The sequence below is a fragment of the Aliiroseovarius sp. S253 genome, assembly GCF_049800855.1.
Classification (GTDB): domain Bacteria; phylum Pseudomonadota; class Alphaproteobacteria; order Rhodobacterales; family Rhodobacteraceae; genus Aliiroseovarius.
In genome coordinates, this window is sequence record NZ_JBNAFW010000001.1 from 634983 (window position 1) to 659978 (window position 24996).

At 57.6% G+C, this 24996-nt stretch carries 34 protein-coding genes; 18 read left to right on the forward strand and 16 right to left on the reverse strand.

What is annotated here, in order from left to right; genetic code table 11:
• Positions 1 to 7 precede the first annotated feature (7 nt).
• The 6 genes from ccmA to ACP15F_RS03170 all read left to right on the forward strand — a co-directional run bounded on the left by ccmA (position 8) and on the right by ACP15F_RS03170 (position 4083).
• The gene (ccmA, locus tag ACP15F_RS03145) at positions 8 to 649 is read left to right on the forward strand and encodes a heme ABC exporter ATP-binding protein CcmA (RefSeq protein ID WP_424939391.1); all 642 of its coding nucleotides are present in this window, start codon (positions 8 to 10) and stop codon (positions 647 to 649) included.
• Positions 646 to 1302, forward strand: coding sequence for a heme exporter protein CcmB (gene ccmB / locus ACP15F_RS03150; RefSeq protein WP_108855698.1), 657 nt, complete (start codon positions 646 to 648; stop codon positions 1300 to 1302). The genes ccmA and ccmB overlap by 4 nt, the downstream gene beginning before the upstream one ends.
• A 71-nt stretch (positions 1303 to 1373) precedes the next feature.
• A complete protein-coding gene (locus tag ACP15F_RS03155) occupies positions 1374 to 2108 on the forward strand; it encodes a heme ABC transporter permease (protein WP_424939392.1) in 735 nt (244 codons plus the stop codon).
• On the forward strand, positions 2101 to 2256 hold the full coding sequence (ccmD, locus tag ACP15F_RS03160) for a heme exporter protein CcmD (protein ID WP_424939393.1): 156 nt from the start codon (positions 2101 to 2103) through the stop codon (positions 2254 to 2256). Before ACP15F_RS03155 ends, ccmD begins: the two co-directional genes overlap by 8 nt.
• Positions 2249 to 2800 (forward strand): DsbE family thiol:disulfide interchange protein, encoded by a 552-nt coding sequence (locus tag ACP15F_RS03165; protein WP_424939394.1) that lies wholly within the window; start codon positions 2249 to 2251, stop codon positions 2798 to 2800. The genes ccmD and ACP15F_RS03165 overlap by 8 nt, the downstream gene beginning before the upstream one ends.
• Positions 2801 to 3351: 551 nt before the next feature.
• Positions 3352 to 4083: a DUF1223 domain-containing protein gene (locus tag ACP15F_RS03170; protein ID WP_424939395.1), complete on the forward strand. Its 732-nt coding sequence runs from the start codon at positions 3352 to 3354 to the stop codon at positions 4081 to 4083.
• Positions 4084 to 4086: 3 nt separating this feature from the next.
• Here the strand turns inward: ACP15F_RS03170 and ACP15F_RS03175 are convergent, their stop codons facing one another.
• The 5 genes from ACP15F_RS03175 to purB all read right to left on the reverse strand — a co-directional run bounded on the left by ACP15F_RS03175 (position 4087) and on the right by purB (position 8256).
• Entirely contained in the window at positions 4087 to 4968 is an 882-nt protein-coding gene (locus tag ACP15F_RS03175; RefSeq protein WP_424939396.1) for a lysophospholipid acyltransferase family protein, read from the reverse strand.
• A gap of 95 nt (positions 4969 to 5063) precedes the next feature.
• Entirely contained in the window at positions 5064 to 6182 is a 1119-nt protein-coding gene (locus tag ACP15F_RS03180; protein WP_424939397.1) for a flagellar motor switch protein FliG, read from the reverse strand.
• Between the two features lie 70 nt (positions 6183 to 6252).
• Entirely contained in the window at positions 6253 to 6414 is a 162-nt protein-coding gene (locus ACP15F_RS03185; RefSeq protein WP_424939398.1) for a carbohydrate-binding module family 14 protein, read from the reverse strand.
• Positions 6415 to 6470: 56 nt separating this feature from the next.
• Positions 6471 to 6884, reverse strand: coding sequence for a DUF4405 domain-containing protein (locus ACP15F_RS03190; protein ID WP_424939399.1), 414 nt, complete (start codon positions 6882 to 6884; stop codon positions 6471 to 6473).
• Between the two features lie 64 nt (positions 6885 to 6948).
• Positions 6949 to 8256 carry an adenylosuccinate lyase gene (purB, locus tag ACP15F_RS03195; RefSeq protein ID WP_424939400.1) on the reverse strand — a complete coding sequence of 436 codons (1308 nt, stop codon included), beginning with the start codon at positions 8254 to 8256 and terminating at the stop codon, positions 6949 to 6951.
• Positions 8257 to 8384: 128 nt separating this feature from the next.
• On the opposite strand from purB, the gene ACP15F_RS03200 reads away from it, so the two are divergent.
• Positions 8385 to 8792, forward strand: a complete 408-nt coding sequence (locus ACP15F_RS03200; RefSeq protein ID WP_424939401.1) for a DUF6314 family protein — start codon at positions 8385 to 8387, stop codon at positions 8790 to 8792.
• A 99-nt stretch (positions 8793 to 8891) separates the two neighbouring features.
• Here the strand turns inward: ACP15F_RS03200 and ACP15F_RS03205 are convergent, their stop codons facing one another.
• The 5 genes from ACP15F_RS03205 to ACP15F_RS03225 all read right to left on the reverse strand — a co-directional run bounded on the left by ACP15F_RS03205 (position 8892) and on the right by ACP15F_RS03225 (position 13204).
• Complete coding sequence (locus ACP15F_RS03205; protein ID WP_424939402.1) at positions 8892 to 9296, reverse strand: VOC family protein; 405 nt, start codon at positions 9294 to 9296, stop codon at positions 8892 to 8894.
• Positions 9296 to 10789 carry a replicative DNA helicase gene (locus tag ACP15F_RS03210; protein ID WP_424939403.1) on the reverse strand — a complete coding sequence of 498 codons (1494 nt, stop codon included), beginning with the start codon at positions 10787 to 10789 and terminating at the stop codon, positions 9296 to 9298. The genes ACP15F_RS03205 and ACP15F_RS03210 overlap by 1 nt, the downstream gene beginning before the upstream one ends.
• A gap of 150 nt (positions 10790 to 10939) precedes the next feature.
• On the reverse strand, positions 10940 to 11623 hold the full coding sequence (locus tag ACP15F_RS03215; protein WP_424939404.1) for an orotate phosphoribosyltransferase: 684 nt from the start codon (positions 11621 to 11623) through the stop codon (positions 10940 to 10942).
• Positions 11624 to 11646: 23 nt separating this feature from the next.
• Positions 11647 to 12690 (reverse strand): dihydroorotase, encoded by a 1044-nt coding sequence (gene pyrC / locus ACP15F_RS03220; protein WP_424939405.1) that lies wholly within the window; start codon positions 12688 to 12690, stop codon positions 11647 to 11649.
• 82 nt (positions 12691 to 12772) lie between these two features.
• A complete protein-coding gene (locus tag ACP15F_RS03225; RefSeq protein WP_424939406.1) occupies positions 12773 to 13204 on the reverse strand; it encodes a hypothetical protein in 432 nt (143 codons plus the stop codon).
• 123 nt (positions 13205 to 13327) lie between these two features.
• Between ACP15F_RS03225 and ACP15F_RS03230 the strand changes: the two genes are divergently transcribed.
• From ACP15F_RS03230 to ACP15F_RS03240, 3 genes are all read left to right on the forward strand, one after another.
• Positions 13328 to 13876 carry a YeeE/YedE thiosulfate transporter family protein gene (locus tag ACP15F_RS03230; protein ID WP_424939407.1) on the forward strand — a complete coding sequence of 183 codons (549 nt, stop codon included), beginning with the start codon at positions 13328 to 13330 and terminating at the stop codon, positions 13874 to 13876.
• Positions 13877 to 13879: 3 nt separating this feature from the next.
• Complete coding sequence (locus tag ACP15F_RS03235; RefSeq protein WP_424939408.1) at positions 13880 to 14464, forward strand: DUF6691 family protein; 585 nt, start codon at positions 13880 to 13882, stop codon at positions 14462 to 14464.
• 105 nt (positions 14465 to 14569) lie between these two features.
• On the forward strand, positions 14570 to 15550 hold the full coding sequence (locus ACP15F_RS03240) for an XdhC family protein (protein ID WP_424939409.1): 981 nt from the start codon (positions 14570 to 14572) through the stop codon (positions 15548 to 15550).
• On the opposite strand, the gene ACP15F_RS03245 is transcribed toward ACP15F_RS03240, so the two are convergent.
• Positions 15547 to 16173, reverse strand: a complete 627-nt coding sequence (locus ACP15F_RS03245; RefSeq protein ID WP_424939410.1) for a trimeric intracellular cation channel family protein — start codon at positions 16171 to 16173, stop codon at positions 15547 to 15549. The two genes, ACP15F_RS03240 and ACP15F_RS03245, sit on opposite strands and share 4 nt — an antisense overlap.
• A 226-nt stretch (positions 16174 to 16399) precedes the next feature.
• Here ACP15F_RS03245 and ACP15F_RS03250 point away from each other — a divergent pair, with 226 nt between their 5' ends.
• Positions 16400 to 16816, forward strand: coding sequence for a c-type cytochrome (locus tag ACP15F_RS03250; RefSeq protein WP_424939411.1), 417 nt, complete (start codon positions 16400 to 16402; stop codon positions 16814 to 16816).
• Between the two features lie 86 nt (positions 16817 to 16902).
• Here ACP15F_RS03250 and infC read toward each other — a convergent pair whose 3' ends face one another.
• Positions 16903 to 17448, reverse strand: a complete 546-nt coding sequence (gene infC, locus ACP15F_RS03255) for a translation initiation factor IF-3 (protein WP_142854724.1) — start codon at positions 17446 to 17448, stop codon at positions 16903 to 16905.
• A gap of 212 nt (positions 17449 to 17660) precedes the next feature.
• On the opposite strand from infC, the gene ACP15F_RS03260 reads away from it, so the two are divergent.
• On the forward strand, positions 17661 to 18395 hold the full coding sequence (locus tag ACP15F_RS03260; protein ID WP_424939412.1) for a hypothetical protein: 735 nt from the start codon (positions 17661 to 17663) through the stop codon (positions 18393 to 18395).
• 62 nt (positions 18396 to 18457) lie between these two features.
• On the opposite strand, the gene ACP15F_RS03265 is transcribed toward ACP15F_RS03260, so the two are convergent.
• Positions 18458 to 19171: an SOS response-associated peptidase gene (locus ACP15F_RS03265; RefSeq protein ID WP_424939413.1), complete on the reverse strand. Its 714-nt coding sequence runs from the start codon at positions 19169 to 19171 to the stop codon at positions 18458 to 18460.
• A gap of 103 nt (positions 19172 to 19274) precedes the next feature.
• On the reverse strand, positions 19275 to 19835 hold the full coding sequence (locus ACP15F_RS03270; protein WP_424939414.1) for an FMN-dependent NADH-azoreductase: 561 nt from the start codon (positions 19833 to 19835) through the stop codon (positions 19275 to 19277).
• Between the two features lie 121 nt (positions 19836 to 19956).
• Between ACP15F_RS03270 and ACP15F_RS03275 the strand changes: the two genes are divergently transcribed.
• Positions 19957 to 20850, forward strand: a complete 894-nt coding sequence (locus ACP15F_RS03275; protein ID WP_424939415.1) for a LysR family transcriptional regulator — start codon at positions 19957 to 19959, stop codon at positions 20848 to 20850.
• Here the strand turns inward: ACP15F_RS03275 and ACP15F_RS03280 are convergent.
• Positions 20847 to 21179: an ArsR/SmtB family transcription factor gene (locus ACP15F_RS03280; protein WP_424939416.1), complete on the reverse strand. Its 333-nt coding sequence runs from the start codon at positions 21177 to 21179 to the stop codon at positions 20847 to 20849. The genes ACP15F_RS03275 and ACP15F_RS03280 overlap by 4 nt on opposite strands.
• Positions 21180 to 21408: 229 nt before the next feature.
• Between ACP15F_RS03280 and ACP15F_RS03285 the strand changes: the two genes are divergently transcribed.
• The 5 genes from ACP15F_RS03285 (at position 21409) to ACP15F_RS03305 (ending at position 24069) form a co-directional block, all read left to right on the forward strand.
• On the forward strand, positions 21409 to 21747 hold the full coding sequence (locus ACP15F_RS03285; RefSeq protein ID WP_424939417.1) for an AtpZ/AtpI family protein: 339 nt from the start codon (positions 21409 to 21411) through the stop codon (positions 21745 to 21747).
• A gap of 40 nt (positions 21748 to 21787) precedes the next feature.
• Complete coding sequence (locus tag ACP15F_RS03290; protein WP_424940932.1) at positions 21788 to 22591, forward strand: F0F1 ATP synthase subunit A; 804 nt, start codon at positions 21788 to 21790, stop codon at positions 22589 to 22591.
• 60 nt (positions 22592 to 22651) lie between these two features.
• Entirely contained in the window at positions 22652 to 22888 is a 237-nt protein-coding gene (locus tag ACP15F_RS03295; protein WP_055188564.1) for a F0F1 ATP synthase subunit C, read from the forward strand.
• A gap of 76 nt (positions 22889 to 22964) precedes the next feature.
• A complete protein-coding gene (locus tag ACP15F_RS03300; protein WP_424939418.1) occupies positions 22965 to 23504 on the forward strand; it encodes a F0F1 ATP synthase subunit B' in 540 nt (179 codons plus the stop codon).
• A gap of 4 nt (positions 23505 to 23508) precedes the next feature.
• Positions 23509 to 24069 (forward strand): F0F1 ATP synthase subunit B, encoded by a 561-nt coding sequence (locus tag ACP15F_RS03305; protein ID WP_424939419.1) that lies wholly within the window; start codon positions 23509 to 23511, stop codon positions 24067 to 24069.
• Positions 24070 to 24138: 69 nt separating this feature from the next.
• Here ACP15F_RS03305 and ACP15F_RS03310 read toward each other — a convergent pair whose 3' ends face one another.
• Positions 24139 to 24894, reverse strand: coding sequence for a FadR/GntR family transcriptional regulator (locus ACP15F_RS03310; RefSeq protein WP_424939420.1), 756 nt, complete (start codon positions 24892 to 24894; stop codon positions 24139 to 24141).
• Positions 24895 to 24996 lie beyond the last annotated feature (102 nt).

The window sequence follows — 24996 nt, forward strand, 5'->3', positions numbered from 1 at the left end:
TTTTCTTATGGAACTTCGGGTAGAAAATCTGACCGTGGCGCGCGGTGGCGTGCCGGTGCTGGAGGGGTTGGATTTCACCCTGTCCCCCGGTCAGGTGTTGATCCTTCGTGGGCCGAATGGATCGGGGAAAACAACGCTGTTGCGGACCCTTGCAGGGTTACAGCCCCCATTGACCGGTAGCGTTTCTGCCGATCCCGAACAAATCACCTATGGTGCGCATGCCGATGGGCTAAAAGCCACGCTCAGCGTCGAAGAGAACCTGCGCTTTTGGGCGTCTGTCCACGGGATTGCGGATATTGCACCAGCGGTAGATGGGTTCAATCTGCGCGGATTGCTGGAGCGTCCTTCGGCCAATCTGTCAGCCGGGCAGAAACGGCGGCTGGGATTGGCGCGCCTTCTTGTTACTGGACGCCCCATTTGGCTGCTTGATGAACCGACCGTGTCGCTGGACATGGCCTCGGTCGCGTTATTCGCGGATGCGGTGCGGGCGCATGTGGCCGGCGGAGGCGCGGCGCTGATTGCAACGCATATCGATCTTGGTCTGCAGGCTGACACTTTGGATGTCGGGCCGTTCAAAGCGGATGCCAAACGCCCTCGCACTGACGGCACCCGCGACGCCTATGCAGATTTCGACGAGGCCTTCTCATGATCGCTTTGCTGGTACGAGATCTCAGACTTGCCATGCGGGCAGGGGGCGGCTTTGGGCTGGGGCTGGCGTTCTTTCTGATCGTCTCAACCCTTGTGCCCTTTGGCGTTGGGCCCGAGGCTGCGATCCTATCGCGTATCGCGCCGGGCATTCTGTGGGTGGGTGCACTGCTTGCCTGCCTGTTGTCGCTGGATCGTATCTTTCAGCTCGACTTTGAAGACGGGTCGCTCGACCTGCTGGCCACCGCCCCCATCCCGATGGAGGGGATCGTTGCGGTCAAAGCTCTAGCCCACTGGCTGGTCACCGGGTTGCCGCTGACGTTGGCCGCCCCTGTGTTGGGCACACTGATGAATCTGGAAAGTCCCGGTCATTACTGGATCTTCATTACGCTTCTGATTGGAACGCCTGCTCTGTCGATGATCGGCGCATTCGGAGCCGCACTGACCGTCGGGTTGAAGCGCGGCGGGCTGCTTCTGTCGCTGCTGGTCCTGCCATTGTACATTCCCACGCTGATCTTCGGGGCCGAGGCCGCAACCCGCGGCACGGCAGGTCTATCGGCTTCAACCCCGCTTCTAATGATGGCTGGAATTACGGCTGGATCCATCGCCCTGCTACCATTTGCCGCCGCCGCTGCCTTGCGTGTGAACCTGAGATAGGTCAAACCATTCCGAGGCACATGCGCGATGCTGCCCGTGCCACCGACTGAAGGAAGCCACAGAGGAAACATATGTCACTTTGGGAATTCGCAAACCCGGTCAAGTTCATGGCTCTTAGCGGCAAGATTTTGCCCTGGGTGATCGGACTATGCGCCGTGACCCTGGTCCCGGGCATGATCTGGGGCTTCTTCTTTACGCCCGAGGCCACCAATTTCGGGAACTCGGTTAAGATCATCTATATCCACGTGCCAAGCGCGATGATGGCGATCAACATCTGGGTGATGATGCTTATCACATCGCTGATCTGGATCGTGCGCCGTCACCATGTTTCCGTCCGGGCGGCGAAAGCCGCTGCACTGATTGGCGTCACCATGACGGTGATCGCGTTGATCACCGGCGCGATCTGGGGCCAACCCATGTGGGGCACCTATTGGGCGTGGGATCCGCGCCTGACCAGCTTCCTAATCCTATTTCTGTTTTATCTTGGCTACATGGCGCTTTGGGCAGCCATTGATAACCCGGACACAGCAGCAGACCTGACATCCGTTCTGTGCATTGTCGGGTCCGTCTTCGCAGTTCTCAGCCGCTATGCGGTGAACTTCTGGAACCAAGGCCTGCATCAGGGTGCATCTCTGTCTCTGGACAAGGAAGAACACGTGTCGAACGTCTACTACCAACCTCTGCTTCTGTGTATCGCCGGGTTCATCCTGCTGTTCGTCGCGCTTGTACTTGTCCGCACCCGGACCGAGCTTCGTTTGGTTCGCCTGCACCGTTTGGACGTTCGTGAAAGGATGAAAGATGCTTGAGCTTGGTAAATATGCTGACGCAATTCTGTCGTCCTGGGCAATCACTCTCGGACTTTTGATCGCCCTGATCCTTGTCACTTGGCGCCGTTCAGTCCAAGTGAAACGTGAACTGGATGCGGCCGAAGAAAGGGCGAAGCGGAATGACTGAGAAGAAAAAGGGTATCTCGTGGCTGATGATCCTGCCGCCGGTTCTGTTTCTGGGCCTTGCCGCAATGTTTCTGTGGGGCATGACGCAGGACGACCGCAATGCGCTGCCATCAACTCGCGAGGGTGGCATCGTTCCGGCCCTGCAAGTCACCGCATTTGACGGCGAACCCGGTTTCACGCAGGAGGATCTGAAGTCCGGCGGCGTGAAGTTGGTGAATTTCTGGGCCAGCTGGTGCGCGCCTTGTCGTGCCGAGCATCCGCTTCTGGAGAAGCTCGCCGAGGAAGGCGTTCAGATCAATGGGATCAACTACAAGGACGATCCGGCCAACGCCAAGCGTTTCCTAACTCAGTTAGGCAATCCTTATGCCGCCTTGATGACGGATGGCGACGGACGTACGGGGCTTGATTGGGGGCTATACGGCGTGCCGGAAACCTTTGTGATTGCAGGCGACGGTACTGTGGTGAAACGCTTTGCCGGCCCGATCACCGAAGGCATTTTGGAAAGCATCATTCGCCCTGCCATTGCCGAGGCAGAAGCGCGTTAACCTGCTGCGTTCAGCATCAGGATAATGACCGCAAATGCGGCAAATTCCAGTACTGGAAGCGGGATGCGGCGAAATAAATTGCCCAACTAACTGCGACCTCATTTGGTTGTCCGTCGAAGGCCATGATTTGGAACATCGTGTCCTTGACCTTAGGTAATCTAGTCGGCTGCGACGATCCAGAGCATTTGGTGGAAACGGACTGTTTTTCTAATCACAGTTTAGCGCGCCACGTACGGTTCAATAGTGACGCACATCACAGGTAGTGATCAAACCTTCGCAGGTAGATTCCCCCTTGCTGAAATGACGCAATAAGGGTTGCGCGCTCGACAAAACAAAGTGGGCCGCCGAATCAGGTGCTTCATTGTCCTTGCGGTTTCTCAGGTCCTCTTAAGTTCCAAGAAGTAGCGGAAATTCGGGGCGCTTGTGCGCATGGAACACGCTGAATTTCCATCTGTGCGGGAAACTGTAACAAACACCTCGCAAATCCTTGATTGGAAGGTCAGGCCCGGGATCGCTATCTAGAGATCAGAGCAATACAGAAAGAGACACCGATGCGGGCACTTCTGACCGGATTGATCAGTATATTCCTAAGCACTTTTGCAGGGCTGGCGACAGCCGGGGACCGCCCCGTTGTGGTGGTCGAGCTGTTTACGTCGCAAGGGTGCTCGTCCTGCCCGCCCGCAGACGAGTTTCTGGGCGAGTTGGCCCGTCAGGATGACGTTCTGCCCTTGGCGATGCATGTGGATTACTGGGATTATATCGGCTGGAAAGATACTTTTGCCCGACCCGAGCATACGAAGCGGCAAAAAGCCTATGCCTATGGGTTCGGGACCAAGTCGATCTATACGCCGCAGATGGTGATCGGTGGCGTGGATCAGGCCGTGGGCAGCCATGTTATGAAGGTGATGGAAATCTTGCACCGTCACCAAATGGCCTCTGGTCGCGTCAGCCTATCGACCCATGATGGCGAAAACGGGCGGGTTGTGCGGGCTGCGAATATTTCGAACCTGCCGTTGCCAGACAAGGTGATTGCGCAGATCGTTCACTTCGCCCCCAAAGCCACCGTGGCCGTCAAACGCGGTGAAAACGCGGGGCGTTCGATCACATCGACTAACATCGTGACCAATATTCAGGCCTTCGGAAAATGGGACGGCACAGGCGAAATCGAGTTTACGTTGCCCTACCCCGTTGCCCCTGAAGGTCAGAATGCCGCGATTGTATTGCAGGCAACGCGAATGGGCGATTATCCCGGCGAAATCGTTGCGGCTATTGCGCTAGACTGAGGATCACCCGTCGTCCGGCATCTGCCAGCGATTGTGGATCCACAGGAACTGTTCCATGTTCTGGCGCACGCGGACCTCGAACCGGTCGTTGAATTCCTGCATCATGGTTTCTGGGTCTGAGTGGGCGATCGGCTCTTCCACTACCACGTCAAAATCTACGCCGTTTTCCTTGCGGATCGCGAAGACCGGAATAAACAGCGTGTTGTATTTCAATGCCATTTCGGCGATGGCCAGAGTGGTCATCGCGGGCTTGCCGAAGAAGCTGAGCTTGGCACCTTGATCTTCGCGTTGGTCCAAGAGGATCGCCAGAAGCCCACCGCTACGCAGGTGTTTCACCATGCTGCCCATACCGCGCCGGGATTGCTCGAATGCTTTGCCTTCGAAGCCCTCCATACGCTTGATGTAGCTTTCGTTGAAATAGGCGTTGGACATCGGGCGATAGAGCGCCCCGGTGTTGAAGCCTGACTGGATCAGAACCGAGCGTGCCGCGTCATAGTTTCCGAAATGGCCAGAGGTCGCGATGATCGGGCGCCCCTCGGCTTTGGCTTGTTCAAGAGCTGCCACGCCAGGCCCGCTGAGTTGGGTGTTCTTCATCCGGTTAAACAGCTCGTCGCCCGACCACATCTCGGCCAGGAAACGTCCTGCGTTGGACAGGACGGCCCGCTCCATACGCTTAACTTCTTTCCTCGGCATATCAGGGCAGGCTAGGGCCAGATTGTTACGAATACGCTTGTCGTAACCAGCAACGGGGCCAATGACACGTGAGGCGAACCAGCCGACAACAGGCAGGCGCATTTTATAGGGCAGGATACGGGGCAGGTTCAGCACACCGGCCAGCGCCAAGTGGGTCAGATAGGGGCCCAGCCCACGTTTTTCTTGCACCATTCGGTCGCTCCCGGTCCTGTGCCCATGTGGTGAAATGGGCTGGTCGGTCACACATAGCGGGCAGCGCTGCGGCCTGCAAGCGTCAGGCCAAGCCGTCAGTCTTCTTCGTCAGCGGTTAGCAATGTAATTTCGCCTTCGGTTTCCAGCGCGCGAATCTGCCCGATGACCTGGTTCATCGCCGCGTCGCCTTCGGCCTGCTTGACCGTCCCGCGTTCGGCAATCTCTTCGCGGATCTGTTCGGCCATCCGTTTTGACATGGCATCAAGAACGAAATTTGCTGCGAATTCCAACTCTCCGGTGGCAGCGGCAAGAGCGGTAACCAATACGGACTGATCTATATCCTTGGTTACTTTCGGCACATCTGTGGGCAACAGCCGTTCTGGCACATTGGCAAAGGTGAAAATCGACTTGCGCACGGCGCTTGCAAACTCCGTATCTTCCTTCTCCAACCCATTAAGAACGTCGTCTCGGGTGGTAGCAGCTGAGATGTTCAGGATTGAGCCGACGCGTTCGCTGGGATCATCGTCAAAGGCTTTCGCAGGCTGTGCGCCCAGCTGTTCGGCCAAAGCTCGGCCGATCCGCGTTACTACATCTGGCGCAATATTGCTGGTCATTGAGATCGCATAGGCGATCTTGCGTGCCCGTTGGCCAGGAAGTTTGCCCAAAAGTTCGGCTGCGACTGAGGTTTTAAGCTTGGACAGTAAAACCGCCGACACCTCGGCGCTTTCGTGTTCAAGAAGCGACAAGAGCTGTTCGCCCGGGGTATTTGAAATTGAAAGCCATGGATCATGCGCGATCTGAACGCCAGACAGTTTACGAACCCGCGCGGCGGTGGCGGGGCTGATCGTACCATCAAGGACCGAAAGTGTGTTTTCTAGCCCCCCGGGGAAAGACAGGCCAATCTCTTCAATCTCGAAAACAAACTCGTCAATGACTGCTTTCAGGGTTGCCCGATCGACATAGCGCATGGTGGACATCTGGTGTACCAGTTCACCCTGCAGACTGTCCGGCAGATCCTGCAAGGCCAGTTCCGCACCTTCCGCCAGCAATAAGCGCACAATGATCGCCGCCTTCTGGCGTCTGGAAAGATGTCGGGGAAGATGTCGCAGGGGCTGGGCCAAGTCGACCGCTGGTTCCGAGCCCGCACCGGGCACCACCTGACCGGGGCCTTCCCCCAAAATCAGGTCTGCTCCCATCATCATGTCATTTGGCACAGCGCCATCTCCGCCTTGGTTTCAGGCAGATTGGCAGACGTGAGTTAAAACCACCTTTACGCCTGAAAGATCAGGCTGATTTTTCGTCGATACAAGCTTGTAGCTTCTCGTTCCAAATCTGTCCGGCAGCACAGGTTGATGCTTCGTGTGACCCATGATTACATTGGCCAGCGATGGACAGCGTTGGAACCAGCGCCAGCAGGACCGTGAAAAGCAGGGTTCTGAATTGCATAAGGGCCTCCTGTTCAGAAGGCCCTTATCATAGCATATTCTTCAGTATCGCCCAAATTAACCTGCAAGTAACCAGTATTCCTTCTTAAAATACTCGTTGAGTTCCACAAGCCAACTGGCTGGAGGGAAATTCAAAATGGCCCCCAGCAATAGCACAATCACAATCGCAAGCACCGCCCAGCCTTCACGGCGATGACCGCTTGAATGCATCGGAGTGCCAACCACGAAGCCTTTGATCACCGGCCAGTGCAGGGCGGTGTGCCAAATCCCAAACAAAACAAATGCGCTTGAGGTTGCCAAATGAACCGACTCCCAACCTGATCGCGTCAGGCCAAGCATGTGCCAGTCAAGTTGGTTGGCTATCGAGCCACGCGGCGCAATGATCAGCAACAGGCCGCTGATCGTCATGATAATGAATGAAAACCCAACGCCAAAAACAGCAGATGCGCGGGACATTGCAGCGGAAAACATAAGAGCCTCCTTCTAATTTCACCAGTATGGTAGGTCAGAAAGAGGCTCTTAGCTTTGCGCTGGATCAGCTTTCGCCGAAGACCCGCTTGAAGATCGTGTCGACATGTTTTGTGTGATAGCCCATGTCGAACTTTTCGTTGATCGCGTCGATACCAAGCGCCTCGACTACGGCCTCATCGGCCAGCAGAAGTTCGCGGAAATCCAGACGTTCTTCCCAGACTTTCAGCGCGTTGCGCTGAACCATGGAATAGGCGTCTTCACGCGACACGCCAGCCTGCGTCAGGGCCAGCAGCACGCGCTGCGACATGACCAGACCGGGGAATTTGTTCATGTTGTCCAGCATGTTCTCGGGGAAGACCAGCATCTTGTCGATGACGCCAGCCAGGCGGTGCAGGGCGAAGTCCAGCGTGACGGTGGCGTCCGGACCAATGCCGCGCTCGACCGACGAATGCGAGATGTCACGTTCGTGCCAAAGCGCCACGTTTTCCATCGCCGGGATCACGGTCATGCGCACCAGACGGGCCAGACCGGTCAGGTTCTCGGTCAGAACGGGGTTCTTTTTGTGCGGCATGGCCGACGAGCCCTTTTGGCCCATCGAGAAGAACTCGGCGCCTTCCAGAACCTCGGTACGCTGCATGTGGCGGATCTCGACGGCGATGTTTTCAATCGAGCTGGCGATCACGCCCAGCGTGGCAAAGAACATGGCGTGGCGGTCACGGGGGATGACCTGTGTGCTGATCGGCTCGGGGCGCAGGCCCAGCTTTTCGCACACATGCTCTTCGACGGCCGGGTCGACGTTGGCAAAGGTTCCAACCGCGCCCGAGATCGCACCGGTGGCGACTTCCCAGCGGGCTTTTTCCAAACGGTTCTTGTTGCGGTCCATCTCGGCGTAGAAGCGCGCGAAGGTCAGGCCCATGGTGGTGGGTTCGGCGTGGATGCCGTGGCTGCGGCCGACGCGCACGGTGTCTTTGTGCTCCAGCGCGCGTTTTTTCAGGGCAGCCAGAAGCTTGTCCATGCCAACCAGCAGAAGATCGGCAGCGCGGACCAGTTGCACGTTCAAGCAGGTGTCCAGCACGTCCGACGAGGTCATGCCCTGGTGCACGAAACGGGCTTCATCGCTGCCCACATGTTCGGCCAGATGGGTCAGGAACGCGATGACGTCGTGCTTGGTGACGGCTTCAATTTCGTCAATGCGGGCCACGTCGAATTCAACGTCTTTGGCTTTCCATACGGCGTCCGCGTTTTCACGCGGGATCACGCCCAGATCGGCCATGGCGTCGCAGGCATGCGCCTCGATCTCGTACCAGATTTTGAACTTGGTTTCGGGCGACCAGATGGCGACCATGTCGGGGCGGGCATAACGAGGGATCATCGGCGGAGCCTTTTTCGTTTGGTTGGCAGTCGCGCTTCTCATAAACTGCCGCGATGCAGCGAACAAGGGATGCGTGCAGCGAATGGGCGCGCCGGGCCCATGTTTGCGACCAAAACGAGGGAAATAGGGTGCAGATCGCGGATTTTCTGGGGGAATGGTGCATAGATCGCGAGATCGTCGAGAAAGCGGGTGTGACACACCGATTGACCGGAACCGCGCTGTTTGTAGCCGAGCCAGAGGGGCTGCTTTATCGTGAAGACGGGGTGCTGGTGACTGCTACCGGTGCCAGTTTCGCGGCCAGCCGTATCTATCACTGGCGAGAGGTGGCGGAAGGACGCGTTCAAGTGTTGTTTGAGGACGGCCGCGACTTTCATATTTTCGATTTTGAAGGCCAATTGCCGGCGGCGGATCACTGGTGTGATCCTGATATGTATCACGTATCCTACAATTTTGGAGATTGGCCGCAGTGGTCCTCCGTGTGGTCGGTGTCGGGGCCGCGTAAGGATTACCGGATGGTGACCCGGTATCATCGATAGGGGCGGTGGCTCACTTCGTGAGCCTGTAGGGGCTTTGCCCCTTGCGCCAAATCTTTGATTTGACGCTACCCCAGGATACTTTGGGTAAGAAAATAGAGGTTAGTTGTAGACGCGTATCGGGCTGTTTGGTCGAGCGCGGTAGTGGGTGAGGCGGGTGTTCAAATCGCCTGAATGCAGTTCCAGCTTGTGGCCGTCCGGGTCGAGAAAATAAAGCGACGCGCCCTCGGATCTGTTGTCTTGCCAAAGCCGCGCGTGGTCTGTGATCCGTTTGGCGAGAATTTGGAAATCCTCGTTTGAACAGGCGAGCGCGATGTGGGTGTAGTCACTGCGCGGTTGGATCGGGTCGTCTGAGAGGGTGAGGCAGAGCCACAGGTTGCCAAGCTCCAGATAAGCACCACGTTTCCCGTCGGCGCGCAGGGCGCCGCCGAGAATTTCCGAGTAAAACCAAGTAGATCGTTGGAGGTTGCTCACCGCAAGAGTGATGTGGTTCACCCCGGTGATCATCAGAACTCGTCGCTTGAACCCTGTTGCCACGCCTTGACCAGATTCCCGAAACGGGTGAACTGCGCCTCGAATGAAAGCTCGACCGTGCCGATGGGGCCGTGACGTTGCTTGCCAATGATGACCTCGGCCTTGCCGTGCAGGCTGGACATTTCGTCCTGCCATGCGGCCATGCGATCAAGCTCGTGATCGCCGGGCTTTTCGCGTTCCTTATAGTATTCCTCACGGAAGACGAACATGACCACGTCGGCGTCCTGCTCGATCGAGCCCGATTCCCGAAGGTCAGAAAGTTGCGGGCGTTTATCGTCACGGCTCTCCACCTGACGCGATAACTGAGACAGGGCGATGACGGGGATGTTGAGTTCCTTGGCGATCGCTTTCATGCCCATCGAGATCTCGGCGATCTCGTTCACGCGATTTTCAGCCATACCGCGGCAGAGCTGCAGATAGTCGATAATCAGAAGGTCCAAACCATGCGTCCGTTTTAGTCGGCGGGCGCGGGCCGCCAACTGGCTGATCGGCAGCGCAGGCGTATCGTCGATGAACAGCGGGCAGCTTTCCAGATCCTTGGCGGCTTGGACAAAACGACGGAATTCGTTTTCGTCCATGTCACCCTGACGGATCTTGTGCGACGAAATCTCGGATGCTTCCGCCAGAATACGGCCGGCAAGCTGTTCGGCCGACATCTCGAGCGAGAAGAAGCCGACAACGCCTCCGGAAATTGCACCCTCGGTCCCGTCGGGCTTGGTGCCTTTCTTATAGGCTTTGGCGACATTGAAGGCGATGTTGGTCGCAAGCGACGTTTTCCCCATCGAGGGACGACCCGCAAGGATCAGAAGGTCAGACGGGTGAAGACCACCCAATTTCCCGTCCATATCGGCCAGGCCGGTCGAAATCCCGGCCATTCCGCCTTCGCGTTGATAGGCGGCGTTGGCGACTTGAACGGCTTCAGTTACGGCCTTTAGGAAGCTTTGAAAGCCGCTTTCTGTCTGCCCTGCTTCGCCCAGTTTATAAAGAGCTTGTTCGGCCTCGACGATTTGTTCCTTCGGCTCAGACGAGATGTCGACTTTCTGCGCCTTGGCCGCGATATCCTGACCCAACTGGATCAGCTCGCGACGGATGGCGAGGTCATAGATCATCTGCGCATAGTCACGTGCGGCAAAGCTGGAGATCGCAGCGCCCGCAAGGCGTGCCAAATAGGCAGGACCGCCGAGTTCCTTAAGGCCCTCGTCATCCTCCATGAACGCTTTCAGTGTGACCGGGCTGGCCAGTGCGTTCTTGGAAATACGGCTGGCGGCAATTTCCCAGATGCGCGCGTGAACGGGTTCGTAGAAATGACCGGCATTGATGATCGAGGCGACGCGATCGAACACGTCGTTATTGGTCAGGATGGCACCCAAAAGCTGCTGTTCGGCTTCGATGTGGTGGGGCAGGCTGTCCTGCACTTCGCCATCACCGGATTCTACACCTTGTTGGATATTGCTGATCTCGTTCATCGCCACCTGTCCCTTAGGCCGCTGTTTTACGTGTTCGGGCGTGCCGACGCAAAATGTATGTTTCTGTGAGTAACGTGTGGATAAATCAGACCCGCAGGATCCTACCATATTTGGTAGGATCCTGCAAAATAAGGTCATAATATGGTGTGACTATTCGGATTTCATGCGCTCGGCTTGCCAGCCGCGCGGATCCTTAAGAAAGCGTTCCACCTCGTCCAAAGTTTCGTCCGAGAAGGCGCCCTGCGCCTTGGCTTCGGCCAGAACGTCCCACCAAGTGCAAAGATGGATCAACTGAACGCCATGATCGGACAGGGTTTTTTCCGTCTCGGGGAAAATGTCGTAGTAGAAGATCACGGCAGTGGCGCCACAGGTGGCCCCGGTGTCGCGAATCGCATCCACGAAGGACAGTTTCGAGCCGCCATCGGTGGTCAGATCCTCGACCAGCAGCACCCGCTGGCTGTCATCCATCGCGCCTTCGATGCGGGCGTTCTTGCCGTAACCCTTGGGCTTCTTGCGCACATAGGTCATCGGCAGGGCCAGACGTTCGGCGACCCAAGCGCCGAAGGGGATGCCTGCGGTTTCACCGCCTGCGATGTTGTCAAACGCCTCGAACCCAGCTTCGCGCATGATCGTCACCGACATGAAATCCATCAGCGTCGAGCGGATGCGCGGGAAGCTGATCAGCTTGCGGCAGTCGATATAGCTGGGGCTGGGCAGGCCCGAGGCCAGCGTAAACGGTTCATCCGTGTTGAAGTTCACAGCGCCGATTTCCAGAAGCATCCGGGCGGTCAGGCGGGCGATTTCTTCTTTCGCGGGGAAAGTGGAGGGGATCATGGGCAGCGGTCCTTATGTTCGGATCAGGCGTCGACACGCCAGTGCAGCGGGAAGCCGGGGTCAAAAGTGGTGACGGTGTGGTCACCCGCCGGCAATGTCGCGGGATAGGTGACGGGCGCATCGCCCTTGGTCAGGGTGATGGAGTCCTCGTTCACCGGTAGGCCATAGAAGGCGGGGCCGTGCAGCGAGGTGAAGCCCTCCAGCTTGTCCAGCGCGCCTTCGGCTTCGAACGCGTGGGCCAGGATCGACAGGGCGTTGGGTGCGGTGAAACAGCCGGCTGAACAGCATTCGCTCTCTTTGGCGTGGGTCGGGTGCGGGGCGCTGTCGGTGCCAAGGAAGAAGCGCGGGTCGCCCGAGGTGGCTGCAGCAATCAGCGCTTCGCGGTGTTCGCCGCGCTTCAGGATCGGCAGACAATAATAATGTGGGCGCATACCACCGACCAACATGTCGTTGCGATCAAGGATCAGATGCTGAACGGTGATGGTCGCGCCCAGCTTGCTGTCGTTTGCTTTGACGTAATCTGCGCCGTCCTTGGTGGTGATATGTTCCATCACCACACGCAGTTCGGGTGTGGAGCGGCGGATTGGGTCGAGCACGCGGTCGATGAACACAGCCTCGCGGTCGAAAATGTCGATCTCGCGGTCGGTGACTTCGCCGTGGACACACAGAGGACAGCCGATTTCGGCCATCTTTTCCAGCACCGGGCGCACCTTGTCGAAGTTTTGCACGCCGCTGGACGAGTTCGTCGTGGCCCCAGCCGGGTACAGTTTCACAGACGTGATCAGGCCTGATGCGTGGGCAGCGGCCAGATCTTCCGGGTCCGTATCCTCGGTCAGATAAAGCGTCATTAGGGGTTCGAACGACATGCCGCCGGGCAAGGCCGCCATGATGCGGTCGCGATAGGCGGCGGCATCGGCCTTGGTCACCACAGGCGGCACAAGGTTCGGCATGACAATTGCGCGGGCAAAATGGCGCGCAGTTTCGGGCAGCACGGTTTTCAACATCTCGCCATCGCGCAGATGCAGGTGCCAGTCGTCGGGGCGGCGGATCGTAAGTGTCTGGGTCATCGGAGCATGGCATAGCGCAGCCCCGCCGGTATGGTCCAGAGGAAAGCGTGTCTTGGGGCATAAGGATTGCCCCGCGGATGCTTTAGATCAGCACCGCCTCCACCTCTGGTTTCTCCATCAGGTCTTCCTGATAGTCGCCGGCCCCTGGCGGGATCGATTGATAGAGCAAGGCTAGCGGCTTCTCGATTGACGAGATCAGCGTCCGAAGTTCGTCCCGATAAAACTTGGGATTGGACAGGATGGATTGGGGCAGTTTCGACGGGTCAAATACCCGTTTTTTATGTGAAATCACGGTGACATCATGGGTGTCGCCAATGAAATCCTGCTCGCCCGCGTCTTCGCGAAAGAACCGTCGCAACGCGTCCTCGCGCTGATGTAGGCGTTTCAACTCGGCCCGAATTTGGGCCAGTTCGTCAGCGGGGTGAAGGGGCATGTCCTGCGCCGTGCCGCACGGGTGGCTGGCTTGTGGCAGGACAAGAGGGGTTCCGGTCAGGGGGGTGCGAATCTGTTTCATGAACCCAGCATGGGACTCGTTTGGTTAAAACCAGTTTAACCGCGTTTCGATGCGACACGTCTTGACAATTGTATCATTTGCAATGAAACATATTCGCACCAATGAATGTGAAGGAGGTGTCCCATGACGCTGAACTGGAAAATTGGAGGGATGGCGCTGGGCCTTGTGTTCTTCCTAGCCGTCCTATTGGTCAAACCCATCGGGGTCTCGACGCAATTCGTGATCCTTGATGGGATCATCGCGGATGTCGTGAACCCGGAGATGGTGACGAAAACTGATGATGGTTACACGTCCACCAACGCCTATCTTGCGAAATCCGGCGGCAAGTACGCCAAATCAGTCGCGAACCCGCTGAACTACAGCTTCATCTTCGTGATCGCGATGATGGTCGGTGCGCTCCTGTCGGCGATACTACGCGGAGGCAATGGTGCGGACGAAAACAAACTGCCCGCGATCCACTATGACAATTTCGGCGACACGCCGATGAAGCGCTATGCCATCGCCTTTATTGGCGGTTTCATTGTGCTGTACGGCGCGCGTCTGGCCGGGGGCTGTACCTCGGGCCACATGATGTCGGGCATGATGCAGACCGCCTTGTCGGGCTACATCTTCGCGGCTGGCGCTTTTGCCGCGGCCGTTCCTGTCGCCATGATGATGTATAAGAAAGGATAAGCCATGCAAATTGTTCTCGCTCTCGTAATCGGTGCGCTCTTCGGCTTCGTCCTTGATCGCATTGGCGCCACAAACCCTACAATCCTGATCCGTATGCTGAGCCTGCGGTCTCTGGGCCTCATGAAGGCGATCCTGCTGGCCATCGGCGTCGGTTCGATCCTGATGTTCGGTGGTCAGATGGCTGGCCTTGTGGACGTAGGTCACATGTCAGTCAAAACCGCCTATGCCGGTGTATTCGTTGGTGGTCTTCTGCTGGGTGCAGGCTGGGCGCTGTCGGGTTTCTGCCCTGGCACCGGAGTCTGTGCAGCGGCCACGGGCCGCAAAGATGCGCTGTTCTTCATCCTCGGCGGCCTATTGGGTGCAGCGGCTTACATGATCACCTATCCGTCCGTAAAAGCCACAGGGATGCTGGATGCGATCGCTGGCGGCAAGGTGACATTGGGCACCGTTCCGGGTTCGAAATTCGAGGGCTTGATGGCCATGCCGGGCGATGTGCTTGGGATCGTGCTGGGTCTGGTCTTTGTTGCAGTAGCCTTTGCAGTGCCTGAAGCTCCGCGCGGCGATGCTCTACCGGCACCTGCCGAGTAATCACGACTGACGCAATCCAATGAAACGGGCCGCCTTGTGCGGCCCTTTCTCTTGCGCGAGTGGGGCAGAAGACCCACATTCAGCGAAATCAAGCACGAGGCCACCGTGACCCATTCCCCATCATCCTTCGACCGAATCCCTGAACTGGCTCTGGACTGGATCGCCCAAGGGCGGCAGGTGGCGATTGCCACTGTGGTGTCCACATGGGGCAGTGCGCCCCGACCTAGTGGCAGTCAGATGTTGATTGCTAAGAGCGGCGAGATCGAGGGCTCGGTGTCCGGCGGCTGCGTCGAGGGCGCAGTGGTGATCGAAGCGCAAGAGGCGTTGCGCACCGGGTTGCCGGATCTGCTGGAGTTCGGCGTGACGGGCGAGGATGCGTTTTCTGCCGGGCTGGCCTGTGGGGGCGAGATCAAAGTGCTGGTCGAACCTGTGGGCGAGGGCTTGGGTGTTGGGCATGGGATCCCGGTGGATCTGTTGGAACGGCTCGTCGCTGCACGCGCCGCGCGGACTCGCGTGACCTATGAGGTTGCGTTGGGCGGCTGGGCGCGGCGATTACGTGACACGCGTGACAGCGAGGTCGAGATTGGGATTGTTGACGGGCTTTATATTCACACGCATGAACCGCCGCTCCGCCTGATTATCGCGGGTGCCGTTCATGTGGCACAGGCGTTGGTTCCCATGGCGCAAATCGTCGGGTTCGATGTGGTGTTGATTGACCCGCGCGAAGCCTTTGCGACCCCGGATCGCTTCCCTGGCGTGGCCATCTTTGACGATTATCCAGACGACGTTCTGCCCCAAATCGGCATCGACCATCGCACTGCGATTGTCACCTTGGCGCATGATCCCAAGATAGATGATCCCGCGCTTGAAGCTGGATTTAAATCGGAGGCGTTCTATATCGGCGCACTGGGTTCACGACGCACGCAGGGGCAACGGCTAGAGCGACTTTCGGAACGTGGTTATGGACCCGAGGATCTGCGCCGTATTCACGGCCCGGTTGGTCTGGACATTGGCGCGCTTGGCCCGGCGGAAATCGCTGTATCCATCATGGCCGAGCTTGTGGCCCGCCATCGCCGCCCGCGTTAGGTCGTGTTCGCCCCGGTCCTACGGGCATGGGCCAGAACGACGACCCTTGCCAAAAGCATCGACAGGAAGCTGACCGCAAGGGCCGGTGTCTCGCCAATCATCGGCAAAAGAGCGATGAAGATGCCGCCCCCGGCCAGCGAAATCGTGGCATAGAGGTCTTCCTTCAACAGGCTCGGCGTCATGTTGCAAAGAAGATCCCGGATCATGCCGCCAGCGGTGCCGGTGATGCAGCCCAATACGATGGCCATCAGCGGATGAACGCCCGCATTCAGCGCAACCTGCAACCCGGTCAGGGTGAACAAAGCTAGCCCGATGGCATCCAGATGCAAAAGCACGCTCAGACGCTGGCCCGATCCAGGGGAAATGCGGCTGGCCAGAAGGAACCCCAAAAGCGCGACGGGGATCGCCACGGCCATATAGCGCAGGTCGTTGATCCAGAAGACGGGCGTTAATCCTAGAAACAGATCGCGCAAGGTGCCGCCGCCCATCCCGGTTGCAATCGCGAGAACCGTTGCGCCAAAGGCATCCATTTCGGCGCGATGCGCTTGTATCGAGGCTGAGGCTGCCATGACAGCGGTCGCCAACAAAGTTAGCGGCAAGATGATGAACGATAGATCTTCCATTGCTTCAACTTAGCGATGGCAGCGACAAGGCGAAAGCGGAACAGGCCTATCAGCAAAGGAAATTCGTCCTGCAGGTTCAAGGCGGTTTGATGTTTGAAAGTGCAGGGAGGGCTAGAGTTGCTCTGAATCAAAGCGAACACATTCAATAGTGCTAAAGTATAAGTGGGTGAATAAAGCCCCTGAACCGCTGAATCCAGCGTCGCGCGAACGATGAGGAGGACGGATCATGTTGAAGTACTTGTCAAAAATCACCGCAACGATCACTTTCGCAAGCGGGTTGATGGCTCAGACTGTTCTGGCAGATATGCCGGGTGAGGATCAGTATCTGAGTTATTGCGCTTCATGTCACGGAGCGCAGGCTGACGGGAATGGCCCCTTGGGCGATGTTCTGAATATGAGTGTTCCTGACCTGACCACTATTTCCCAAAGAAATGACGGGGAGTTTCCCTTCCTGAAGGTGGTTCATATGGTCGATGGCCGTACAGGTGTGATGGCACACGGATCGGATATGCCTGTTTGGGGCGATCAGTTCTCGGACCAATCTGCGAAAGAGGATGGAATGGTGGGCGACCTAAGCGCTGTTTACGAAGTGCGAGGACGTATCCTATCGCTGGTCTATTATCTGGAGAGCATCCAGAAGTAGGCAAAGTGAGGGCCCAGCGGATAAGTTGGGCATAACGAAAAACGCCCTGCGAAGGCAGGGCGTTTCAAAGTCGATGTTAGGTGGGATTATTTCGGCAGCGGGCCGATCATCATGACCATCTGACGGCCTTCCATCTTGGGCATGTTTTCCACTTTGCCCAGTTCTTTGATGTCTTCTGCCACGCGCAGCAAAAGTTCACGGCCAAGGTTCTGGTGGGCCATTTCACGGCCACGGAAACGCAGGGTCACTTTGACCTTGTCGCCTTTTTCCAAGAACTTCACCACGTTGCGCATCTTGACGTCATAGTCATGAGTGTCGGTGTTCGGACGGAACTTGACCTCTTTGACCTCGATCGTCTTCTGCTTCTTGCGTGCTTCGGATTCGCGCTTTTGTTGTTCATATTTGAACTTGCCGAAATCCATGATCTTACAGACGGGCGGATTGGCATTTGGCGAGATCTCGACCAGATCCAGACCTGCTTCTTGTGCCATTACAAGCGCGCGCGCAGGGGTTACAACCCCAACGTTTTCGCCTTCGGCGCCAATCAGGCGGATTTCCGGGGCCCGGATGCGATCGTTGATGCGTGGGCCGGTGTCGCGCGTCGGGGGCGCGTTATGAGGTCTGCGGGCTATTGTGCCATTCCTTCTGTGGTTTCGCTAAACTATGGAGGCGAAACGTAAAGGTGCGCCGCGCCGCTTTCAAGCCGATAGTTTGGGTTTTCTAAGCGTTTTGATGCCGAAACTGGGAAACTCCCCTTGCACCTTCGTGGTCAAGCGCGCACATCCGATGGCGATGGCAAGACCGATCCAGTGGTCTTGTGCAGATGACAAACGAGGATGTCGACATGAACAAATCCATTATCGCGCTTCTGGTTGCAGCTGTTGCTGCCTTCGGCGGATACAAGTGGTACGAAGGCAATCAGGCTAAAATGGCTGCCGAAGAGGCTGCTGCAACCGCTGCTGCAGAAACCAAAGCTGCCGAGGAAGCCGCCGCTGAGGCCGCTGCCGCTGCTGAAGCCGAAGCCAAGGCCGCAGAAGAAGCTGCTGCCGCCGAAGCCGCCGCTGCTGAAGAAGCTGCGCAGACTGCTGCCGCCGCTGCCGCCGCTGAAGCTGCTGCCGCCGCTGAAGCTGCTACGGCTGCTGCCTCTGAAGCTGCAACCGAAGCTGTAGAGGGCGCAATGGAAGCAGTTGGTGACGTTGTGACTGACGTTGTGGGCGAAGGTGCCGCTGTAACTGAAGCGCTGGGCGCCGCAACCGAAGCTGCGACTGAAGCTGTTACTGGCGCCGTGGAAGACGCTGCTGCCGCTGCGACCGAAGCTGTGACCGGTGATGCTGCCGAGCCCGCTGCCGACGCTGCAACCGAAGAAGCGGCTGCAGAAGAAGGTGGTACGATGGCGATGGCGAAAGAGCTGCTGACCCCTGAAGGGTTTGACGCTGCTAAAGTTGGCGAACTGATCGATGGTTCGTCTCTGGATGATGCGACCAAGACCGCTTTGAAAGCGGCTGCTGATGCCGCCGCCAACAACCCGGCCATTCTGCAGGTCGCGCTGGATCAGATCAAAGGCGCTTTGGGCATGTAAGCTTCGGCTTCAACCACAAAGACCAGGCCGCGCAGGGAAATCTGCGCGGCTTTTTTGTGCCGTCAGTCCCCGAAGTCGAAACTGCCGGTGCCGACGGGTTCGATTAACTGCGGGCCATCATCTTTCATGCCGAACTTCGCCACCTGATGCGACTGGAAACGCCCCGTCCAATGGGTGCCGAACGCCGCGCGAATTTCATCGTCCGGGGCAGAGTGGTCCATCCACTGGGCGGCTTCCTCGGCCGAAAGCAGTACCGGCATCCTTGGATGCAAGTCGTGGATCTCGGGCAGGGCAGGGCGGGTCAGGATGGTGCACGTCTCGCGACCATCGGACAATGTGCTGCGCAATCCAGCAAACAGCGTCAGCGGATCATTCTGCTGTAGTGATATGTAGTTGGGCTGGCGATCCGATTTCGGGCCGCTCCATTCATAATATCCTTGGGCGGGGATCACACAACGGGCGTGGCGCCACGCCTCGCGAAAAGTGGGTTTCTCGTGCGCGGTTTCGATCTTGGCGTTGAAGGTGGTGGCCTTCCACTCTTCCGCCGGCCCCTTGAACCAATGCGGCACCAGCCACCAACGCGCGGTCGAGGCGATCAGGTTTTCCCCCTGCGGGAACAGGATATTCACCTGTTGGGTGGGCTTCACATTATATCCAGTCGCGGCGGGCGGCGCGTTGCTGGCAATCACGACGGATCGGCTTGGGTAGATGAACCCCTCGATAATGGCCGCCATTTGGGCCTGCGTCATCTCGCCTGCAATCAATCTTCCACACATTGGGAAATCTTGCCCGCAATTGCAGGGGCTGTCCATGCAATGCCGTCCAAACAGAAACGGGGCCGCAGACGGCCCCGTTTCATAACAAGATATTGAAGGGATCTTAGGCCGCAAGCGCTTGGATGGCTTGTTCGGCATCCGCTAGCCCCGCTTCGCCCGCAGCGCCCACGAAGGACACGTCGGTCAGGCCCATGAAACCCAGAACATGGGTCAGATAGGGCGAGGCAAATTCAAAGGGTGCACCCACCGGCGTACCACCCGAGGCACTCACCACGATCACGCGTTTACCTTCCAACAGACCCACCGGGCCGTTCTCAGTGTAGTGAAAGGTCACGCCGACGCGGGCCAGTTGGTCGATCCACGCTTTCAGGGTCGAGGGGGCCGAGAAGTTGTAAACCGGCATCGAGATCACAATCAGATCTGCGGCCTGAACTTCGGCCACAATTTCGTCCGACAGGGCAAGGGCAGCCTTGTCGGCATCGCTGCGGGCTTCGGGCGGGGTAAAGGTTGCGCGGGTGAAATCAGCGTCGATATGCGGGATGCCGTCGCCAAGGTTGCGGGTAGCTACAGAAGCATCCGCGTAACGGGCAAGAACGTCGTCTGCCAGTTTGCGCGAAAGCGAAGTTTCGGTGCGGGTCGAGCTGTCGATACGAAGGATATGCATGGGATGTCTCCGGGGTTGTGTGTCTGTTGAGGAGAATGTGTGCTCTTGCATTTCCAAACGCAATCTGGGTTAATCAACACATTGTGTGTGATAATGCACATATCCATCAAACGGGGATTACATGGACCATTGGGACGAAATCCGCACGGCATATCATGTGGCACGCGCTGGCACCGTCAGCGGGGCAGCTGACAGTTTGGGCATTCACCATGCCACGGTGATCCGACATGTAGATTCGCTTGAGGCCCGAATGGGTGTGAAACTCTTCCAGCGCCATGCCCGCGGCTATACCCCAACCGAGGCTGGGGCGGACCTGGCGCGCATCGCCTCGACAACCGAGGAGCAATTTGCGCAGTTGGGCACGCGCTTGAAAGGGCAGGGCGAGGATGTCTCGGGTGAGGTCGTGATCACGGCACTTGCGTCTTTCTCACCACGGCTGACGCCGGTTCTAGCGGCGTTCCAACACGCGCATCCAAACACACTGATCCGTCTGCGCACCGGGTTGCGCCTGTTCCGTCTGGAGTATGGAGAAGCCCATGTGGCGATCCGTGCAGGTCAAGCCCCGCAAGAGCCTGACAATGTCGCACAGCGGTTTCTGCGCCTAGACCTCTCACTCTATGCATCACCCGACTATGTTCAGCGCTATGGGCTGCCGACAGAGGATACGTTGGACAAGCACAGGTTCATAGGTGGGGACGAAGTTCATTCGCGCGCTCCGTTCGCACTTTGGATGGCCAAGAACATCCCTGACGAGAACGTCACCTTTCGTGTTACTGATGACGTGTCGATGCAGCAGGCGTTGCTTTCGGGCGCCGGCATCGGGTTCGCTGTGCGAGGAGAGCACCCGGATCTGATCGAGATTATGCCGCCCCAGCCGGAATGGCGGTCGGATTTTTGGTTGGTGACACATGTCGACCTTCATCGTACCGCGAAGGTGCAGGCCGTATTGTCTTGGCTTAAAGAGGCCGCGAAGAACTGGGCCGCGACGGATCCAGCGGTCAGCTTGCCCGACTAAATACTGTCGTCGCGCAGCTCTTCTTCCAGAAACCGCTCGAACGCATCCAGATTTACCGGCTCGAATTGCCCGAACCCCTGCATCCAAACGGATGCCTCGCGCAGTGCGCCGGGATCCAGTTTGCACCATTTCACACGGCCGCGCTTTTCCTGCGCGATCAGTCCTGCACGGGACAAGATCGTCAGATGTTTCGAGATCGCAGCCAGCGACATCTCGAACGGTTCGGCCACGTCAGTGACCGCCATGTCATCTTCCAGAAGCATGGTCAGAATGGCACGGCGTGTCGGGTCGGACAGGGCGGCGAAGACAAGGTCAAGGCGGATTTCCATGTCTATGGCCCTAGGCTGCGCCGGCCTGATCGTCAACCAATCGGTTAAATAAGCGCTTTTGGCCTGAATCCGGGCGCTGGGGGTGCCGTTGGGGTGCTTGCAAATCCATTCGGAAAATAAAATCCTATTATTACAACGGCTTGCGGTTTCTCCTGTTGGCGCTAAACGCCGTTGACTCATGCCCCCCCACCCCTTAGCACATGCCCTAACTGTCACCGGAGGAATTTTCGTGCCCGACGCCCCCGATCCCGAGCGCTTAAAAGAGCTCGAAGCCCGCATCCAAGCGGCGAAAGGGGAAGAGGACGAAACGAAAACCGGAGACGAGGCCTATAACCAAGCATCGTTCGCTTGGCAGATGGTCATAGAGCTTACAGTCGGTCTGGTGATCGGCTTTGGCATCGGATACGGGCTGGACAGTCTTTTGGGGACCAAGCCGATATTCATGGTGCTGTTCATATTGTTGGGCTTCGCGGCAGGCATGAAAGTCATGCTGGGAACTGCAGCCCAGATGCAGAAGAAAGCAGAGGATGCGCAGGGCGCGCAGGCTTCTGACAAGAAAGAGGGATAGGAACGTGGCTGAACAAGGCGCAAAACAGGGTGCAGGCCCCATCATCAAGATTGCATTCTTTGCCGTTCTGGCAGTGGTTCTGCTGTCGGGCGTACTGTTCTCGCCTGCGCATCCCGGTCTGGCCATCCACCCGATGGATCAGTTCGAAATCAAGCCGCTGTTCGGTGACGGTAAGCTGGGCATGTTCACGGTTACCAACCAGACCTTGTGGATGGTTCTGGCCATCATCGGTATCGTACTGATGCTGGTTGTCGGTTCGCGCGGTCGCGCAATTGTACCGACCCGCGGTCAGTCGGTTGCCGAAATGGCTTACGGCTTTGTCTATAAGATGGTCGAAGACGTGGCCGGCAAAGACGCCGTGAAATACTTCCCCGGCATCATGACCCTGTTCATGTTCATCCTATTCGCTAACTTCCTGGGTCTGATCCCGACCTCGTTCACCGCCACCAGCCACATCGCTGTGACCGCTGTGCTGGCCATGATCGTGTTCGTCTTCGTAACCGTGCTGGGCTTCGTCAAAAACGGCGCTGGCTTCCTGGGTCTGTTCTGGGTTTCGTCGGCTCCGCTGGCGCTGCGCCCGATCTTGGCGGTTATCGAACTGATCTCGTACTTCGTGCGCCCCGTCAGCCACTCCATTCGTTTGGCTGGTAACGTTATGGCTGGCCACGCAGTTATCAAAGTATTCGCCGGCTTCGCTGCTGCCCTGGGCATGTTCAGCTTCCTGCCGATCTTGGCCATCTCGGCCGTCTACGCACTGGAAGTGCTCGTAGCCTTCATTCAGGCCTACGTGTTCACCATCCTGACCTGCGTATATCTGAAAGACGCTCTGCATCCGTCGCACTAAGACGGTTGCAGCCCGCTAACCAATCCTAATTCAAGCATTCCAACGTAAGGAGAAATCACAATGGAAGGCAATATCGCTCAAATGGGTCAATTCATCGGTGCAGGTCTGGCAGCTATCGGTTCGGGTGCCGCCGCTATCGGTGTAGGCCACGTTGCTGGTAACTTCCTGGCCGGTGCTCTGCGCAACCCGTCGGCAGCTGCCGCTCAGACCGCGACCCTGTTCATCGGTATCGCATTTGCAGAAGCCCTGGGCATCTTCTCGTTCCTGGTCGCTCTGCTGCTGATGTTTGCTGTCTAAGACCTGAACCATCCTTACGCCGGGGCGAGGCGTCAGCGTTTCGCCCCAAGTAACTCGGTTCCAGAGGACTTAAGACATGGCAAGTAACACACATAGCACAGAAGCAGCACACGGTGGCGCAGAAGCCGCTGGCATGCCGCAACTGGACTTCTCGACCTTCGGGAACCAGATTTTCTGGCTCGTGGTGACGCTGGTCGTGATCTACTTTGTTCTGACCAAGATTGCTCTGCCCCGTATTGAGGCTGTGCTGTCTGAACGTCAGGGCACGATCACAAATGATCTGGCTGCTGCCGAAGAGCTGAAGCAGAAGGCTGTCGAAGCCGAGGAAGCTTATAACAAGGCCCTGGCTGACGCCCGTGCAGAAGCAAACAAGATTGTTGCTGAAGCCCGTGCCGATATTCAGGCTGATCTGGATGCAGCTGCCGCTAAGGCAGATGCCGAGATCTCCGCCAAGGCTGCCGAAAGCGAAGCCGCGATCAACGAGATCCGCGCCGGAGCCATCGACAGCGTCAAGGCCGTCTCCAAGGATACCGTCAAGGAAATCCTGGGCTCGATGGGCTACAAGGCGGATGCCAAGTCGGTAACTGCGGCTGTGACCGCACGGATGAAAGGGTAAACTGATGAAAAAACTCGCAGTTCTCCCCTTCGCTCTGGCTGCAAACCCGGCGTTTGCCGCTGGCGACGCTGGCTGGACCGATCTGTCCAACACCAACATGGTTGTCACCCTGGCATTCCTGTTGTTCGTAACCTTCCTTGGTTACATGGGCGTGCACAAAATGTTGGGCGGTCAGCTCGACAAACGTGCCGAGGGCATCAAGTCGGAACTCGACGAAGCCCGTGCCCTGCGCGAAGAAGCCCAGACCATTCTGGCGTCTTACGAGCGTAAGCAAAAGGAAGTGGCTGAGCAGGCCGAGCGCATTGTTGCGCATGCCAAGGAAGAAGCAGCTAACGCTGCGGCTCAGGCCAAGGAAGATCTGAAAGCTTCGATCGCACGCCGTCTGGCTGCTGCTGAAGACCAGATCGCATCGGCTGAAGCGGCTGCCGTGAAAGAGGTACGCGATAGTGCCGTTCAGGTTGCCGTAGGTGCTGCCCGCGACATGATCGCCAAACAGATGACCGCAACCGACGGCAACAAGCTGATCGACGAGGCCATCAAGGACGTGGAAGCCAAGCTGCACTAAGCAGACTTTTTTCCAACGACTTACGAAAGACCCGGCCATTGAGCCGGGTTTTTCATTTGAGAAGACAGCCTATCGGTGCATCTCATAGTCCAACCGTTGACGCGCGACTTCTTCGTTGCGTTCGGTACGGCGCAGATCAGTATAGGCCTGAACGACATAGTCCATATGTGCTTCGATTGCCGTGCGGGCCGCTTTAGGGTCGCGGGCTTGCAGCGCATCGTTGATGGCGCGGTGTTGTTCCAGCAGGTCCATACGCGTGTTGGTGATTTGAACGACCACTTGCCGGTTGTAGAGAATGCCTTGCCTTAACAGGTCATACATGGCGCGCATCATATGGACCATCAACACGTTGTGACCGGCCTCGATGATGGCCATGTGGAAATCACTGTCCAGATCTGCTCCCTGACCTTCGGGGGCTTTCTCCATCTTCAGGAAAATCTCGTTGATGACGGCAAGATCCGTGTCAGAACCGAACTGCGCAGCGCGCTCGGCGGCCAAACCCTCCATATCGCGGCGAAAGGTGATGTAGTCGTAGACTGCTTCGTCGTGGCGCGCGAAAAGATTGGTGAGGGCTGGCGGGAATGAGCTGTCCAGATCTTCCGAAATAAAGATCCCAGCACCAGCACGACGCGCCAAAAGCCCAGATGCTTCAAGTTCAGCCAGAGCATCGCGCAGGGATGGGCGCGACACGCCAAGGCGGTCTGCTAGATCCCGTTCCGAGGGAAGGCGTTCACCGGGGCGCAACACACCGCGTAAAATCAGAAGCTCGATCTGCTCGACCACGGATTTGGAAAGCTTGCTTGCTGCGATTCTTTGAAAGGGCATAGGCGTCTCGCGTGAATTGGTCAGAATATATGACCACATCCGGTCGCGGGCCTCAAACAAAAAAGCCGGGCACTTGGCCCGGCTCTTCTCGTGATACGCACG

What these genes read in the sequence shown, in the direction of transcription:
- ccmA (WP_424939391.1), top strand. Translation starts at nt 8, where the DNA reads ATGGAACTTCGGGTAGAAAATCTGACCGTGGCGCGCGGTGGCGTGCCG.
- ACP15F_RS03265 (WP_424939413.1), bottom strand. Translation starts at nt 19,171, where the DNA reads ATGTGTGGAAGATTGATTGCAGGCGAGATGACGCAGGCCCAAATGGCG.
- ACP15F_RS03280 (WP_424939416.1), bottom strand. Translation starts at nt 21,179, where the DNA reads ATGGAAATCCGCCTTGACCTTGTCTTCGCCGCCCTGTCCGACCCGACA.
- ccmB (WP_108855698.1), top strand. Translation starts at nt 646, where the DNA reads ATGATCGCTTTGCTGGTACGAGATCTCAGACTTGCCATGCGGGCAGGG.
- purB (WP_424939400.1), bottom strand. Translation starts at nt 8,256, where the DNA reads ATGATCCCTCGTTATGCCCGCCCCGACATGGTCGCCATCTGGTCGCCC.
- ACP15F_RS03230 (WP_424939407.1), top strand. Translation starts at nt 13,328, where the DNA reads ATGACGCTGAACTGGAAAATTGGAGGGATGGCGCTGGGCCTTGTGTTC.
- ccmD (WP_424939393.1), top strand. Translation starts at nt 2,101, where the DNA reads ATGCTTGAGCTTGGTAAATATGCTGACGCAATTCTGTCGTCCTGGGCA.
- ACP15F_RS03275 (WP_424939415.1), top strand. Translation starts at nt 19,957, where the DNA reads ATGGACCATTGGGACGAAATCCGCACGGCATATCATGTGGCACGCGCT.
- ACP15F_RS03225 (WP_424939406.1), bottom strand. Translation starts at nt 13,204, where the DNA reads ATGAAACAGATTCGCACCCCCCTGACCGGAACCCCTCTTGTCCTGCCA.
- ACP15F_RS03185 (WP_424939398.1), bottom strand. Translation starts at nt 6,414, where the DNA reads ATGCAATTCAGAACCCTGCTTTTCACGGTCCTGCTGGCGCTGGTTCCA.
- ACP15F_RS03205 (WP_424939402.1), bottom strand. Translation starts at nt 9,296, where the DNA reads ATGATCACCGGGGTGAACCACATCACTCTTGCGGTGAGCAACCTCCAA.
- ACP15F_RS03295 (WP_055188564.1), top strand. Translation starts at nt 22,652, where the DNA reads ATGGAAGGCAATATCGCTCAAATGGGTCAATTCATCGGTGCAGGTCTG.
- ACP15F_RS03250 (WP_424939411.1), top strand. Translation starts at nt 16,400, where the DNA reads ATGTTGAAGTACTTGTCAAAAATCACCGCAACGATCACTTTCGCAAGC.
- ACP15F_RS03170 (WP_424939395.1), top strand. Translation starts at nt 3,352, where the DNA reads ATGCGGGCACTTCTGACCGGATTGATCAGTATATTCCTAAGCACTTTT.
- ACP15F_RS03210 (WP_424939403.1), bottom strand. Translation starts at nt 10,789, where the DNA reads ATGAACGAGATCAGCAATATCCAACAAGGTGTAGAATCCGGTGATGGC.
- ACP15F_RS03175 (WP_424939396.1), bottom strand. Translation starts at nt 4,968, where the DNA reads ATGGTGCAAGAAAAACGTGGGCTGGGCCCCTATCTGACCCACTTGGCG.
- pyrC (WP_424939405.1), bottom strand. Translation starts at nt 12,690, where the DNA reads ATGACCCAGACACTTACGATCCGCCGCCCCGACGACTGGCACCTGCAT.
- ACP15F_RS03270 (WP_424939414.1), bottom strand. Translation starts at nt 19,835, where the DNA reads ATGCATATCCTTCGTATCGACAGCTCGACCCGCACCGAAACTTCGCTT.
- ACP15F_RS03260 (WP_424939412.1), top strand. Translation starts at nt 17,661, where the DNA reads ATGAACAAATCCATTATCGCGCTTCTGGTTGCAGCTGTTGCTGCCTTC.
- ACP15F_RS03235 (WP_424939408.1), top strand. Translation starts at nt 13,880, where the DNA reads ATGCAAATTGTTCTCGCTCTCGTAATCGGTGCGCTCTTCGGCTTCGTC.
- ACP15F_RS03305 (WP_424939419.1), top strand. Translation starts at nt 23,509, where the DNA reads ATGAAAAAACTCGCAGTTCTCCCCTTCGCTCTGGCTGCAAACCCGGCG.
- ACP15F_RS03215 (WP_424939404.1), bottom strand. Translation starts at nt 11,623, where the DNA reads ATGATCCCCTCCACTTTCCCCGCGAAAGAAGAAATCGCCCGCCTGACC.
- ACP15F_RS03190 (WP_424939399.1), bottom strand. Translation starts at nt 6,884, where the DNA reads ATGTTTTCCGCTGCAATGTCCCGCGCATCTGCTGTTTTTGGCGTTGGG.
- ACP15F_RS03155 (WP_424939392.1), top strand. Translation starts at nt 1,374, where the DNA reads ATGTCACTTTGGGAATTCGCAAACCCGGTCAAGTTCATGGCTCTTAGC.
- ACP15F_RS03310 (WP_424939420.1), bottom strand. Translation starts at nt 24,894, where the DNA reads ATGCCCTTTCAAAGAATCGCAGCAAGCAAGCTTTCCAAATCCGTGGTC.
- ACP15F_RS03165 (WP_424939394.1), top strand. Translation starts at nt 2,249, where the DNA reads ATGACTGAGAAGAAAAAGGGTATCTCGTGGCTGATGATCCTGCCGCCG.
- ACP15F_RS03300 (WP_424939418.1), top strand. Translation starts at nt 22,965, where the DNA reads ATGGCAAGTAACACACATAGCACAGAAGCAGCACACGGTGGCGCAGAA.
- ACP15F_RS03245 (WP_424939410.1), bottom strand. Translation starts at nt 16,173, where the DNA reads ATGGAAGATCTATCGTTCATCATCTTGCCGCTAACTTTGTTGGCGACC.